Source organism: Mesorhizobium sp. P2_E9 (genome assembly GCF_056403815.1).
This window is the reverse complement of record NZ_JBFUET010000008.1, coordinates 219692-232443: the sequence shown is the minus strand read 5'-3', so window position 1 is coordinate 232443 and position 12752 is coordinate 219692. Positions and strand designations below refer to the sequence as shown.

Here is a 12752-nt window from a genome sequence, read left to right as displayed (position 1 = left end):
CCTTAGGCGGCGTCCTGCGTCGCGGGAAGTTCGAACGCGCCTTCGCGCGACAGCCGGATGGTGGTCGTCACAATGGTCTTGCGCGCGGCTATGATGTCGGCGGCAGGAACGCCATCCGACCCCTGACCGAGTTCGGCTTCGATCATGCGCCGCGACCGCGCGCCGATCGCCGACAGCACCGCTTCGGCGAGCGCCGCTGAGGTGCCGCGCAGCGCCAGCGTGACAAGCTCGGTCGACAGTCCGTCGAACAAAAGCACCCGCGCCTTCTGGGTGAGCAGCGGCAGATCGTCGAAAGCGAAAAGCCGTGCCCGCACACCGTCGAGGTCGGGCGTGCCGGCGGCTTCCAGATCCTGCATGACCTCTTCAAGCAGCGGCTTGTCCAATTCGTTGAGCACGCTGGCGACACGCGCCTGTCCCGCCGAGGTGTCTTTGGTCGACGTCTCCGCCAGCACGCTGGTGCGCAGCCGGTTCTCGACGATCCTGGCGGCGGCATCCGGAACATTGGCCATCGTCACCATGCGCTTGATGATTTCGCCGCGCATCGGCTTGGTCAGCGTCAAAAGCACGCCCGCCGCCGTCTGCGGCGCCAGCTTCGACAGCACCATGGCCGCCGTTTGCGGATGTTCGCCGGCCAGGAAGGTGCCAAGCCGTGCCGGTTCGAGCTTCTCGAGCTCCGGCCAGATGGGCTGCGGTCCTTCCGGCGCGACTTCGAATTTCTTGTCGCCCATGATCGCGCTCATCTCTTCGGGCGACAGCGACTCGTTGAGGATCGTGTCCATCCTGTCGGCGGAATCGAGCAGGCCGGCGCCTTCGGTGAACTCGGCCTCGAATTCAGCGACGATGCGCTCGAGATCGCTCTGCGGAATGGTCCTGAGCAGCCGGGCGCCCTCGATCAGCGCCTTCAGCTCCTCCTGCTTGAAGAATTTCAAGAGGCGGCTGGCGGACGGCTTGCCCATCGCCACCAATATGGCGGCCGCCTTCTGCGCACGCGTCAGGCTCATCAGCGGCGTCATGCTGCCTCTCGCCTCCGCTGCACCTGGCAAGCCCCACCTGTCATGTCAGGCGCCCTTCGTACCGGCGATGATCTCGGTCAGTCTGATGCCGAAGCGCGAGGGGTCGCTTTCGAGCACCGTGATCTCGCCGCGGGCGATCTTGCGGCCGTTGACCACGACGTCGACCGGTTCGCCGATGCGGCGGTTGAGCGCCACCGTCGAGCCCTTCTGCAATGCCATCAGGTCGGCAACTGCCATTTCGGTGCTGCCGAGGATGATCTGGACATCGACGGGAATGTTCATGATGACGTTCGAATTGGCGCCCGCGGCCGCCCTGAATGCCGCGTCGGGGCGCTGCTCTTCCTCATGCAGGACCCCGCGCAATTCCTCGATGGCACGGTCGAGCTGCTCGTCCGGCTGGTCGAGCTCTGCTTCCACTTTGGTCTTGGCCATGAATCGTCTCCAAAAGCTCAGGCGCGCCCGGCACCGGCCGGCATGAGCCCATCGATGAAATCCTGCCCGGCATCGAAGGGATGCTTGATTCGGACGGTGTAATTCTGCCCCAGTTTGCCGAACTCGCATACGAACAGGGTCTGGCCGCGCGCGCTGAGCCGCGCCCTTGATTGCGCCGTTTCGTCGAAATCGATGACCTGGCCCACTTCGAGACTGGCGAGGTCGCCAAGCGTCAGTCGTGTCAGCGGCATGGTGGCTTCGAGCTCCACCGCCGAGCGCATCACCTCTTCCGAAAAGCGCGCGCGCCAACTGGTGCTGTGATCCTCCTCGCTGACACTGGCGGTGCCATCGCGTCCGGCAAGCACGACACGTTGCGGCATCGTCACTGTGATGGAGCCGCTGTCGACCGGTGTCGAGATGCCGAGGACGATGCGGATGGCAGCACCATCGCGCAGCACATGCCGTTTTGCCTCGGTGCCCGACATCGCCCGCGGCACCGGCAGCCGCAGCTCAAGCGAGCGGCGCCCCGATCCGTTCAGCGCCTGCGCAACCTGCTGGAACACCATGGTCGAAACATCGGTCTCTATCGGCGACAGGTCGCGCTCGATCGGCGACACCGGCATATCCGGGTCACCGCCAAACAGCGTCGAGACCATGATGGCGATCGCGGCAGCGTCGATGACGAGCGTCATTGCATCCGAGGATGCCGGCGAGGCGACGACGGTCATGGCGAAATTGTCGCCGGCGCGCGAGCGCGCCTCGGGGACGCGGCTGACCTCGACGGCCCTGAGGTCGACGATCACGGGAACGCCAAGCTCGCCCGAAAGCCCCTTCTGCAGCAGCGGCACGGCGCGTTCGGCCATGGCGCGGCCGGCTTCAATGACCTGATCGGCCTCGCCGCTGTCGCCGACAAGACGCTCGATGATCAGCGAGCGCGCCTGCGCGGGGCTGCCCGGACTGGTCATGACAGTTTTGCCGCCGTTCTGTCGAACATCGCTCAGGCGGCCTTCTTTTCAGCGGCGGCGGTGTTCATGGTGCTTTGCTCGACAGCGTCGATGGTCGGCCGCTCATAGGACGAGATGGTCTTGCGGCCGAATTCGATCGCCACCTGCGGCAGCGCGCCATTCATGTAGGCGAGCAGCGTCTGCTTGACGATGATGTAGAGGCGGTTCTTCTTCTCGCGCACCGTCTTGATCTTGGTGGCGACCGGCCCGACCACGGCGTAGGACAGGAAGATGCCGAGAAAGGTGCCGACCAGTGCGGCGCCGATCAGGCCGCCGAGGATCTCCGGCGACTGGTCGAGTGCGCCCATCGCCTTGACCACGCCAAGCACCGCGGCAACGATGCCCAGTGCCGGCAGGCCGTCGCCGACCGCGACCAGCGCGTGATAGGCCTTCATCTTGTCACTCTTGATGGTCTGTATCTCTTCGTCCATCAGCGCCTCGATCTCGTGCGAGCGGGCATTGCCGATGATGATGATGCGGCAGTAGTCGCAGATGAAATTCATCAGGTCGTGATTCTTGAGAACCGTCGGAAAGGCTTGAAAGATGGCTGATTCTTCCGGATTGTCGATATGCGCCTCGACCTCGCTGCGCGATTTCGAGCGCAGTTCGCGCATCAGGCTGTGCAGCACGCCGAGCGTTTCCAGGTAATCCTGTTCTTTCGGCACCGCCTGCTTGAAGGCTTCAAGAATGCCCCTGCCGGTATCCTTGACCGTCTTCATCGGATTGGCGACCAGGAAGGTGCCGAGGGCAGCGCCGCAGATGACCACGGCTTCCCAGGGCTGGACCAGCACGTGCAGATGCCCGCCCATGGCCATGAAGCCGCCAAGGACGCAGCCGAGCGTCACCACAAGTCCAATCAGAATGCCCACGGCAGGTCCTTCCGCATTTCACGTCAGCTACAAGGGATAGTCCCCGTGCCTTGTGTGAGGCTTGAATCCGGCTGCCACGGAACCGAATGTTGAGCGATTCAGTTTCGCGCAAGGAAGTGAGGTTATTGTCGCGATATTAAGCTTCGGCCGGAGGCATGACGTTGCTCAATACCTTTACCAGCTACCAATTGATCACCAGGGACATCTCGAAGTCGATCGACCGCATCGAGCAGCAGCCGACGGTCGATCGCGATACCCAATATTATCTCGCCAACATCACCAAGGTGAAATCGATCGACGATTTCGTCAACAATGACCGGCTGTTCAAATATGCCATGAAGGCCTACGGGCTGGAAGACATGGACTACGCCAAGGCCTTCATGGTCAAGGCGCTCAAGGAAGGCGTCACCGACCCCGACAGTTTCGCCAACAAGCTGACCGACAAGCGCTACGCCGCGTTCGTCAGCGCCTTCAATTTCGCCGCCAACGGCGCCGACGCGACGATCTACAACAAGGCGCAGCAACTGGTGGCGAAGAACTACGCCACACAGGCGCAGATCGCCGGCATCGATCCGAACTCCGACTATGTGAAGGGCGAGACGACCTACTACCTCGCCAACATCACCAAGGTGAAGTCTGTCGACGACCTGATGTCGAACAGCAGGCTCTATACCTACGCTCTGGCGGCTTACGGTCTCGATTCGGCGACCGAGAACAAGGACCTGATCAAGTCGGTCCTGCAGGGTGGCGTGCGCGACCCCGACAGTGTCGCCAACAAGCAGACCAATCCGGCCTATGCCGGACTGGCCACGGCCCTGAACTTCGAGCAGTACGGCGCGAACGCCACCACCATCAACGCAGCGCAGCAGCCGACCGTCGACATGTACCTTCGCCAGACGCTTGAGGAGGATGCCGGCAAGACCAATGAGGGTGTGCGGCTAGCGCTCTATTTCCAGCGCAAGGCGCCCGACATCACCAGCTGGTACGACGTGCTGGCCGATACGGCCCTTGCCAGCGTCGTGCGCACCGCGCTGGGGCTGCCCGATTCCTTCGCCACCGCCGACATCGACAAGCAGGCGCAGCTGTTCGAGCAGAAGCTCGACCTCACGGATTTCACCGATCCCGCGAAGCTCACCAAGTTCCTGACCCGCTTCACCAGCATGTACGAGATCAACAACCCGACCTCGACCGCGGTGTCGTCCATCAGCGTGCTCTTCGCCAAGCCGGTCACATCGGGCATCTCCACCGACCTGATGATGGCCATGCAGAAGTTGAAATTCTGATCATGCAAGACAGTCTCTACGTCGCCCTTTCCGCGCAGATGGCGCTCGAGCGCCGGCTCGACACGATCGCCGACAATGTCGCCAACGCCAACACCGTCGGCTTTCGCGCCACCGGCGTGAAATTCGAGGACGTGGTGTCGGGCACCGGGCAGAAGTCGGTGTCCTTCGCCTCTTCGGGCAAAACCTATCTTTCGGGCGCCCATGGTTCGCTGAGCGAGACCGGCAACCCGTTCGATTTCGCCATCCAGGGCGACGCCTGGTTCGCCATCGACACGCCGGCCGGCACCGTCATGACCCGCGACGGCCGCTTCTCGATGAACGAGAATGGCGAGCTGATGTCAATCGAGGGCCATCCGGTGCTCGACGCCGGCGGCGCGCCGATCCAGCTCGACCCCCGCAACGGCCCGCCCAAGGCCGGCGCCGACGGCTCGCTGCGCCAGAACGACCAGCTCGTCGGCTCGATCGGCCTCTACAATTTCGATCCGGGTCAGAATTTCGTGCGTTACGGCAATTCCGGCATCGTGCCTTCGCGCACGCCCGAGCCGGTCACCGATCGCTCCGATGTCGGCATCGCCCAGGGTTTCGTCGAGGAATCCAACGTCAATCCGGTGCTGGAGATGACCCGGCTGATCATGGTCCAGCGCGCCTTCGAGAACACCGCGGCCCTGATGCGGCAGACGGATTCCTCCACCGACGAGGCGATCAAGACGCTCGGCTCGAAGTCGTAGCATGTCGCTCGACCGGTCCTCCATCCGCGCACCCGAAATCCAGCTCCAACCGGCGCCGGAGGATCGGTTGGTCGCGTTGGAACGGGTAATTCGGCGCTTCAGCGACGCCGATGGGCTGGTCAAGCGTGGCGGTCTCGTCACCGAAGTCACGCCGACACATTACAAGGTGCGCGGGCTCTCCGATTTCGCCAGGCTGGGCGACATGGTCGAACAGCGCGGCCAGACCGGCGCGCGCCGCGGCGAGATCGTCAAGATCAGCCGCGACGAGGTCGTTGTCGCGCCCTTCGAACGCAGCGCAGACGCCGGCATCGGCGATGCCGTGTTCCGCAGGGGACCGCTCGCGGTGGCGCCGCACGGCTCATGGCGCGGCCGCACCATCGACGCGCTCACCCGGGCGATCGATGGCGGCCCGCCGCTGATCAGGGGCGACGACCTGTCGGGCAGTTCCACGACGCCCGGTGCCATGGCCCGGCAGCGCGTCGGCACCGCCTTCATGACTGGCGTCAGGGTCATCGACATCTTCACGCCGCTGTGCTTCGGCCAGCGCATGGGCGTCTTTGCCGGTTCGGGCGTCGGCAAGTCGACGCTGCTCGCCATGCTCGCCGGCGCCGACGCGTTCGACACCGTCGTCGTGGCGCTGATCGGCGAACGCGGCCGCGAGGTCCGCGAATTCCTCGAGGACACGATCGGCGACAGCATGGCCAAGACCGTGGCCGTCGTCGCCACCAGCGACGAGAGCGCCATGATGCGCCGGCGCGCACCCGACACCGCCATGCGCGTCGCCGAGCACTTTCGCGACCAGGGCCAGCGTGTGCTCCTGGTGCTGGATTCGATCACCCGCTTCGCCCATGCGTTGCGCGAGGTGGCGACGGGAACCGGCGAGCCGCCGGTCGCCCGCGGCTATCCCGCCTCGGTTTTCACCGAACTGCCCAAGCTGCTCGAGCGCGCCGGGCCTGGGATTGAGGGCAAAGGGTCGATCACCGCCATCATTTCCGTGCTGGTCGACGGCGACGACCACAACGACCCGGTCGCCGATTCCGTGCGCGGCATCCTCGACGGCCATGTCGTGCTCGACCGTGCGATCGCCGAACAGGGCCGCTATCCGCCGGTCAATCCGCTGTCGTCCATATCGCGCCTGGCCAGCAAGGCCTGGAGCGTCGAACAGCGCGCTTTGGTGACGCGGCTGAAGTCGATGATCTCACGCTTCGAGGATACGCGCGACATCCGCCTGCTCGGCGCCTATCAGGGCGGCGCCGACGCCGAGCTCGACATCGCCGTGCGCCAGGTGCCGCTGATCTACGAGGCGCTGACGCAATCGCCCAGGGACCGCCCGTCAGCCGATCCGTTCTCCGATCTCGCCCGCCATCTCAAGGGAAAGCTGAATGCCGAATCAGGAGACTGAACGCCAATACACCGAGCGCATCCTGAACGAGATGATCGCCGAAGCGAACGCCGCCGAGGCAGCTCGTGCCGAGGAAGAGAGGGCCGCCAAGGCAAAGGTTGCCAGCGCCATAGCTGCCAAGACCGCGGCTGTTCTGGCCAGAGCCGCCAAGCCGGCTCTGGCCAGAACCAAGCCGGCGCAACCCAGATCAGAGCCGGCTCTACCCAGATCCGAAGCTGTTCTGGCTCAGGCTGCCGTGCCCACCATGCATATGGTCCCTCGCGTCGAGCCTGCCGAGATGACACAGGCAAGCCGCGAATCGCTGATCGACGGCCTGTTCCCCGTCACCGAATGGCCGCAACCACCAAAGGCGCAATTTCCAAAATTGAGCAAAAAGGCGGACCGGCGCAGCGACTTCGTCATCGCCGCGCTCGGCGTCACGCTCGGCCTGATCTGCGCCCTGTTTCCCTGGTATATCTTCTTCAACCAGGAGCAGTTCGGCGTTCAGGCGATCAAGTTTGGCGGGACCGGCACCAATTCGGGACGCGCGGGTGGTGGTGTGGTCGCCTCGCGCAGCGCGCCGCTGACGGCCAAGGACGTTCCCAACACCAGCATCGATCTGCTCGCCACCGGAACGGTGCAGGATGACGCCACCCCGGCACAACCGCCCGGCGACCAGCCCTTCCCCGCCGATGTCGCGAAATTCCGCATGGTCCATGTCGCCAACGGCCGCGCCATGATCGAGGACGACACCGGCCTGTGGATCGTCCAGCGCGGCTCGACGCTGCCGGACTCGAGCACGGTATCGTCGATCGAGCAGCGCAACGGCAAATGGGTCATGCTGACCAGCACCGACCAGGTGATCCAGCTTTCCAGGTAGGCCGTCGCGGTTCTGCCGGCGCGGCTATCTCGGACAAACGGTGCCCGTTTGTCCGAGATAGCCGCTTCTCACTTTTCGGCCTCATGCTCTAGCGGCCGCCCGCAAGGTCCGCGCAAGACTGGCGGCCTAGTCTTTGGGCACATGCCCGGAGATTCCCATGGAGCCCGTTTCCCTTTTCGATCTCGCCGCCAAGCAAGCGCAGTGGCTTTCCGTGCGACAGTCGGCGATCGCCGGCAACATCGCCAACGCCAACACCCCGGGCTACACGGCAAACGACGTCGAGCCCTTCGAAAAGGTGCTCGACCGTACCGCGGTGTCGCTGCAGACCACCGAGGCCGGCCATCTCGGCAGCGCGGCGACCAATGCCGGCTTCACCATCAAGCCGCAGGAAGATGACGGCGTGGTCATGCCGTCCAAGAACACCGTCGTGCTTGAAGACCAGCTTCTCAAGGCCGGCGAGGTGCGCCGCTCCTTCGAGCTCAACACGGCGATCGTCAAGGCCTTCCATTCGATGATGATGATGGCGGTGAAGAGCTGACATGGACGCGCTGACCGCAGCCCTGAAAGTCGCAGCATCCGGCCTCGGCGCCCAGTCCGAGCGCTTGCGCGTGGTCTCCGAAAACCTCGCCAATGCCCAGTCGACCGGCACCACGCCCGGCGCCGACCCCTATCGCCGCAAGACCATCAGCTTCGTCTCCGAGCTCGACCGGGCCTCCGGCAGCTCGACGGTTGAAGTGAACTCGATCGACCGCGATCCGAGTGATTTTCCCATCGAGTTCCAGCCCGGCAACGAGGCCGCCGACGAGAAGGGCTACGTCAAGATGCCCAACGTCAACGTGCTGATCGAAATGGCCGACATGACCGAGGCCAACCGCTCCTACGAGGCCAACCTGCAAGTCGTGAAGCAGGCGCGCGACCTCATTTCAATGACCATCGACCTGATGAGGAACCAATGATCGTGAATGGCATCGGCGCGCTTAACCTGAAGCCCGGGCTGGGCGATATGGCGACCGACCTGCTTCAGGGCGGCGTCGCGCCGGCGACATCGGGCAACCTCGGCACCTCCTTCGCCGAAGCGGTGAGCCAGGCAGCCTCCAAGACCGTCAACACGCTGCAGAACGCCGAGCAGGTGTCGCTGCAGGCGCTCAAGGGCGATGCCGACACCCGCAAGGTGGTCGATGCGGTGATGAGCGCCCAGCAGGCGCTTCAGACCGCCGTCGCCATCCGCGACAAGGTCGTTTCGGCCTATCTCGAAGTCAGTCGAATGGGTATTTGAGGAGTTAGGGCATGAAAGCACTTTCCATCGCCGCCACCGGCATGAATGCCCAGCAGACAAATCTGGAAGTCATCGCCAACAACATCGCCAACATCAACACCACCGGCTACAAGCGGGCGCGCGCCGAGTTCTCCGACCTGCTCTACCAGGTCGACCGCACGCAAGGCGTGCCCAACCGCTCCAACGCCTCGCTGGTGCCGGAGGGCGTTTCGATCGGCCTTGGCGTCAAGACGACGGCCGTGCGCAACGTGCACACCCAGGGCGAACTGACCAGCACCGGCAACAGTTTCGATATGGCGCTGACCGGCAGGGGCTGGTTCCAGATCGAGGGTGCCGACGGCGGCACGCTCTACAGCCGCGCCGGCGCCTTCAACACCAACGCCACCGGCCAGCTGGTGACGGTGGACGGCGCCAGCGTCATTCCGGCCATCACCGTGCCGACCGACGCCGTCGAGGTCATCGTCAACAAGACCGGCCAGGTCTTCGCCCGCATCGACGGCCAGACCGCCCTCCAGAGTCTCGGCCAGCTCCAGATCGCCAACTTCGCCAACGAGGCGGGCCTCGCACCGCTCGGCGACAACCTCTTCCAGGAAACGGCGGCCTCCGGCCCGGCCAATGTCGGCGTGCCCGGCGATCCCGGCTTCGCCACCATCCAGCAAGGCTATCTCGAGGCGTCCAACGTCGATCCGGTCAAGGAAATCACCGAACTGATCTCGGCGCAGCGCGCCTATGAGATGAACTCAAAGGTAATCCAGGCCGCCGACGACATGGCCTCGGTCGTCTCCAAGAACATCAGGTAACGGATGATGGCCATGCCGATCTCCTGCCCCGCATTCCGCCGCACCGCGCTGATCCTTGCGCTGGTGGCCGGCGGCATGCCGGCTTTAGCCCAGGAATCGACAAATCAATCGGCAAGCCAGACGGAAGGCCAATCGGCAAAGCAGATCGCCAGCAATCAACCCGCCGGCGAGGTCGTGCTGATCCCCAACCGCGTCATCTATCCCGGCGAGACCATCGAGCTTGCCGCCCTGAAGCAGGTGACTCTCATTCCGGGCAAGCACAAGCCCGATGCCATGGCCACCCGCTCCGAGGAGCTTCAAGGCAAGATCGCCAAGCGCACCCTGCTGCCCGGCCGCTACATTCCGTCAGCCGCCATCCGCGAGGCTTGGCTGGTCGAACAGGGTGCCGCCGTGCAGGTCTTCTTCATCGCCGGCGGACTGACGATATCGGCCACAGCCGTGACCTTGCAGCCGGGTTCGGCCGGCGACCTCATCAAGGTTCGCAACAGCGACAGCGGCAAGATCCTCTCCGGCACCGTGATGGCCGACGGAACCATCCAGGTCAGCGCTTCATGATGCGCCCGCTTGCCCTTCTGCTCGCGGCCACGCTCGGCCTGCAGCCTGCGCTGGCCGACGGCCTGACGCCCAAGGCCAAGCGCGAGCTCGCCGCCAGGAATGGCGGCGTCGACAACGATCCGGAATATGATCCGGCGACCACCACCCGCATGTTCCGCGTTTCGCCCGGGCCAAGCTCGCTGCCGCCCGGCCAGGTCGCCTCGCGTATCAAGGACATCGCCCAGCTGCAGAGTTCGCGCGACAACCAGTTGGTCGGTTACGGTCTTGTCATCGGCCTCGCCGGGTCCGGCGACAGCTTGCGCAATTCGCCGTTCACCGAACAGTCGATCCGCGCTATGCTGGAAAATCTCGGCATCGCCACCGAAGGCGGTAGCGCCCGCGCCAAGAATGTCGCCGCCGTCATCGTCACCGCCAACATGCCGCCCTATGTGCAATCGGGCGCCCGTATCGACATCGACGTCTCCTCGATGGGCGACGCCACATCGCTTGCCGGAGGCACGCTGATCATGACGCCGCTGAAGGCGGCGGACGGCGAAATCTATGCCGTCGGCCAGGGCGCGGTCATCGTTTCCGGCTTTATCGCGCAGGGTCAAGCCCAGCAGTTGACGCAAGGTGTCCCGACCGCCGGCCGGGTGCCGAACGGCGCCATCGTCGAGCGGCAGGTGAAAGCCGAATTCGACGACCAGCCGATCTTGACGCTGCAACTGCGCAATCCCGATTTTTCGACCGCCATCCGCATCGCCGACGCCATCAACGACTACACCAGCCAGCGTTTCGGCATGCGCGTGGCGGGCGAGCGTGATTCTCGCACCGTTCAGATCAGAAGACCGAAGGGCGTTTCGGCCGCGCGCTTCTATGCCGAGATCGAAAACCTGGTGGTCGAATCCGATACGCCGGCCCGCGTCGTCATCGACGAGCGCACCGGCACCATCGTCATCGGCAACGACGTCAAGATTTCGCGTGTCGCCATCAGCCATGGCACGCTGACGGTGCGCATCACCGAAGCGCCGCGTGTCGTGCAGCCCGAACCCTTCTCCAAGGGCGAAACTGCCGTCGAGCCGTTCACCGCCATCGACGCCAGCCGGCCCAATGGCCGCGTCGCGGTGCTCGACGGACCAGACCTGCAAACCCTTGTTTCCGGCCTCAACCGTCTCGGCGTCAAGCCGGACGGTATCATTGCCATCCTGCAAGGCATCAAATCGGCCGGCGCCCTGCAAGCCGATCTGGTTCTCCAATAGGCGATGCCGATGATCCCTCCCCTCTCATCCCATGAAAGACGCCGCGCGATGCTGTTCGCGGCCGTGGCTCTCGCGGCCATGTCCGCTGCCAGTGGCGGCGCACATGGCGAGGATGTCGTTCGTCAGGTTCTGCCCGGAGCGCAGCCCGCGGTGGCGCCCCAGCAACTGACAAAGGAGAAAGCGCCGGACCAGAGCGAGATCGAGCGCTTCTGCTCCAACATAGCCGACGCCGCCCGCGACCGCCGCTATGCCTTGCAGGCCGAAGAGTTGAAGCAGCTCCAGGCCGGCATCGACGAGCGTATGAAAGCGCTGGACGCGAAGAAGGCAGAATACGAGACCTGGCTGAAGCGGCGCGAGGTCTTCCTGGCCCGGGCCGAGGATGGCGTCGTCAAGATTTATGCCGGCATGAAGCCGGATGCGGCGGCCGAGCGACTGGCAATCGTCAACGCAGATCTCGCCGCGGCCATCCTGATGAAGCTCGATTCACGCAAGGCCAGCGTCATTCTCAACGAAATGGACCAGAAGGCGGCGGCGACGCTCACCGGCATCATGGCCAGCGCAGCCCGAAGGGTAGATCCGTCATGATCCGCAAAACGCTCATTTTGTGCGCGGTCGCGATGCTGTCGGGCTGTGGCACGGACCTGCGCCAAGTCGGCAAAGAACCGGCACTGTCGCCTGTCGGCTCCGGCGTGAGCGACGGCACCACTGGCTCGCTTTATCCGGAACCACCACCAGCACCGGTAAGGAAATTCTCGTTGTGGAACGACCGCCAGAGCCGGCTGTTCACCGACCCGCGGGCGCTGTCGCAAGGCGACATTCTCACTGTCAAGATCTCGATCAACGACAGGGCCAATTTCAAGAACCAGAACGACCGGAGCCGCACCGCCAACCGCAAGCTCGGCTACGACATCAGCGCGCAATGGGACAAGCTGAGTACCGCTGGCAAGGGCTCTGGCGCGCTCAGTTCCGGCACAGATACTACCGCGGACGGTGAGATCAAGCGATCGGAGACCCTCGAACTCAATGTCGCCGCCATCGTCACCGACGTCCTGCCCAACGGCAACCTGATGATCAGAGGCTCGCAGGAAGTGCGCGTCAACGCCGAACTGCGGGTGCTGACCATCGCCGGCATCGTCAGGCCCGCCGATATCGGCGGCGAGAACACGATCCCCTACGAGCGCATCGCCGAGGCGCGCATTTCGTATGGCGGACGCGGACGCATCACCGAGATCCAGCAGCCGGCCTACGGCCAGCAGGTTCTCGACCAGGTTCTTCCGTTCTAGGGATTGGGGA

Annotated in this window: 16 protein-coding genes; 12 read left to right on the top strand and 4 right to left on the bottom strand. The window is 64.4% G+C overall.

The genetic code is table 11. The features are described 5' to 3' along the window. Positions 1 to 2: 2 nt before the first annotated feature. The 4 genes from AC1D05_RS16130 to motA are packed head-to-tail and all read right to left on the bottom strand — an operon-like array spanning position 3 to position 3318. On the bottom strand, positions 3 to 1013 hold the full coding sequence (locus AC1D05_RS16130) for a flagellar motor switch protein FliG (protein WP_477441974.1): 1011 nt from the start codon (positions 1011 to 1013) through the stop codon (positions 3 to 5). 45 nt (positions 1014 to 1058) lie between these two features. Further along, positions 1059 to 1445 carry a flagellar motor switch protein FliN gene (gene fliN, locus AC1D05_RS16125; protein ID WP_019860938.1) on the bottom strand — a complete coding sequence of 129 codons (387 nt, stop codon included), beginning with the start codon at positions 1443 to 1445 and terminating at the stop codon, positions 1059 to 1061. Between the two features lie 17 nt (positions 1446 to 1462). Further along, positions 1463 to 2410, bottom strand: a complete 948-nt coding sequence (locus tag AC1D05_RS16120) for a FliM/FliN family flagellar motor switch protein (protein WP_477441972.1) — start codon at positions 2408 to 2410, stop codon at positions 1463 to 1465. Between the two features lie 32 nt (positions 2411 to 2442). After that, the gene (gene motA / locus AC1D05_RS16115) at positions 2443 to 3318 is read right to left on the bottom strand and encodes a flagellar motor stator protein MotA (protein ID WP_027045471.1); all 876 of its coding nucleotides are present in this window, start codon (positions 3316 to 3318) and stop codon (positions 2443 to 2445) included. A 161-nt stretch (positions 3319 to 3479) separates the two neighbouring features. On the opposite strand from motA, the gene AC1D05_RS16110 reads away from it, so the two are divergent. The 12 genes from AC1D05_RS16110 (at position 3480) to flgH (ending at position 12742) form a co-directional block, all read left to right on the top strand. Next, positions 3480 to 4601: a DUF1217 domain-containing protein gene (locus AC1D05_RS16110; protein WP_477442084.1), complete on the top strand. Its 1122-nt coding sequence runs from the start codon at positions 3480 to 3482 to the stop codon at positions 4599 to 4601. 2 nt (positions 4602 to 4603) lie between these two features. Then, on the top strand, positions 4604 to 5329 hold the full coding sequence (gene flgF, locus AC1D05_RS16105) for a flagellar basal-body rod protein FlgF (RefSeq protein ID WP_258581711.1): 726 nt from the start codon (positions 4604 to 4606) through the stop codon (positions 5327 to 5329). 1 nt (position 5330) lies between these two features. Beyond that, positions 5331 to 6731: a flagellar protein export ATPase FliI gene (gene fliI / locus AC1D05_RS16100; RefSeq protein ID WP_477441970.1), complete on the top strand. Its 1401-nt coding sequence runs from the start codon at positions 5331 to 5333 to the stop codon at positions 6729 to 6731. Further along, on the top strand, positions 6712 to 7590 hold the full coding sequence (locus AC1D05_RS16095) for a hypothetical protein (RefSeq protein WP_477441969.1): 879 nt from the start codon (positions 6712 to 6714) through the stop codon (positions 7588 to 7590). Before fliI ends, AC1D05_RS16095 begins: the two co-directional genes overlap by 20 nt. A 157-nt stretch (positions 7591 to 7747) precedes the next feature. Then, positions 7748 to 8128, top strand: coding sequence for a flagellar basal body rod protein FlgB (flgB, locus tag AC1D05_RS16090; protein WP_019860948.1), 381 nt, complete (start codon positions 7748 to 7750; stop codon positions 8126 to 8128). 1 nt (position 8129) lies between these two features. Next, positions 8130 to 8546, top strand: a complete 417-nt coding sequence (gene flgC, locus AC1D05_RS16085) for a flagellar basal body rod protein FlgC (protein ID WP_027045477.1) — start codon at positions 8130 to 8132, stop codon at positions 8544 to 8546. After that, the gene (fliE, locus tag AC1D05_RS16080; RefSeq protein WP_477441966.1) at positions 8543 to 8866 is read left to right on the top strand and encodes a flagellar hook-basal body complex protein FliE; all 324 of its coding nucleotides are present in this window, start codon (positions 8543 to 8545) and stop codon (positions 8864 to 8866) included. Before flgC ends, fliE begins: the two co-directional genes overlap by 4 nt. Before the next feature lie 11 nt (positions 8867 to 8877). Further along, a complete protein-coding gene (flgG, locus tag AC1D05_RS16075) occupies positions 8878 to 9666 on the top strand; it encodes a flagellar basal-body rod protein FlgG (protein WP_477441964.1) in 789 nt (262 codons plus the stop codon). A 6-nt stretch (positions 9667 to 9672) separates the two neighbouring features. Next, a complete protein-coding gene (gene flgA / locus AC1D05_RS16070; protein WP_477442082.1) occupies positions 9673 to 10221 on the top strand; it encodes a flagellar basal body P-ring formation chaperone FlgA in 549 nt (182 codons plus the stop codon). Next, positions 10218 to 11459: a flagellar basal body P-ring protein FlgI gene (locus AC1D05_RS16065; RefSeq protein WP_477441962.1), complete on the top strand. Its 1242-nt coding sequence runs from the start codon at positions 10218 to 10220 to the stop codon at positions 11457 to 11459. The genes flgA and AC1D05_RS16065 overlap by 4 nt, the downstream gene beginning before the upstream one ends. Before the next feature lie 3 nt (positions 11460 to 11462). Beyond that, positions 11463 to 12044 carry a MotE family protein gene (locus AC1D05_RS16060; protein WP_477441961.1) on the top strand — a complete coding sequence of 194 codons (582 nt, stop codon included), beginning with the start codon at positions 11463 to 11465 and terminating at the stop codon, positions 12042 to 12044. Then, positions 12041 to 12742, top strand: coding sequence for a flagellar basal body L-ring protein FlgH (flgH, locus tag AC1D05_RS16055; RefSeq protein WP_477441959.1), 702 nt, complete (start codon positions 12041 to 12043; stop codon positions 12740 to 12742). The genes AC1D05_RS16060 and flgH overlap by 4 nt, the downstream gene beginning before the upstream one ends. The last annotated feature ends 10 nt before the right edge of the window (positions 12743 to 12752 follow it).

Coding starts and splice junctions, on each gene's coding strand:
- AC1D05_RS16130 (WP_477441974.1), bottom strand. CDS start 1,013: ATGACGCCGCTGATGAGCCTGACGCGTGCGCAGAAGGCGGCCGCCATA.
- fliN (WP_019860938.1), bottom strand. CDS start 1,445: ATGGCCAAGACCAAAGTGGAAGCAGAGCTCGACCAGCCGGACGAGCAG.
- AC1D05_RS16120 (WP_477441972.1), bottom strand. CDS start 2,410: ATGACCAGTCCGGGCAGCCCCGCGCAGGCGCGCTCGCTGATCATCGAG.
- flgF (WP_258581711.1), top strand. CDS start 4,604: ATGCAAGACAGTCTCTACGTCGCCCTTTCCGCGCAGATGGCGCTCGAG.
- fliI (WP_477441970.1), top strand. CDS start 5,331: ATGTCGCTCGACCGGTCCTCCATCCGCGCACCCGAAATCCAGCTCCAA.
- AC1D05_RS16095 (WP_477441969.1), top strand. CDS start 6,712: ATGCCGAATCAGGAGACTGAACGCCAATACACCGAGCGCATCCTGAAC.
- flgB (WP_019860948.1), top strand. CDS start 7,748: ATGGAGCCCGTTTCCCTTTTCGATCTCGCCGCCAAGCAAGCGCAGTGG.
- flgC (WP_027045477.1), top strand. CDS start 8,130: ATGGACGCGCTGACCGCAGCCCTGAAAGTCGCAGCATCCGGCCTCGGC.
- fliE (WP_477441966.1), top strand. CDS start 8,543: ATGATCGTGAATGGCATCGGCGCGCTTAACCTGAAGCCCGGGCTGGGC.
- flgG (WP_477441964.1), top strand. CDS start 8,878: ATGAAAGCACTTTCCATCGCCGCCACCGGCATGAATGCCCAGCAGACA.
- flgA (WP_477442082.1), top strand. CDS start 9,673: ATGGCCATGCCGATCTCCTGCCCCGCATTCCGCCGCACCGCGCTGATC.
- AC1D05_RS16065 (WP_477441962.1), top strand. CDS start 10,218: ATGATGCGCCCGCTTGCCCTTCTGCTCGCGGCCACGCTCGGCCTGCAG.
- AC1D05_RS16060 (WP_477441961.1), top strand. CDS start 11,463: ATGCCGATGATCCCTCCCCTCTCATCCCATGAAAGACGCCGCGCGATG.
- flgH (WP_477441959.1), top strand. CDS start 12,041: ATGATCCGCAAAACGCTCATTTTGTGCGCGGTCGCGATGCTGTCGGGC.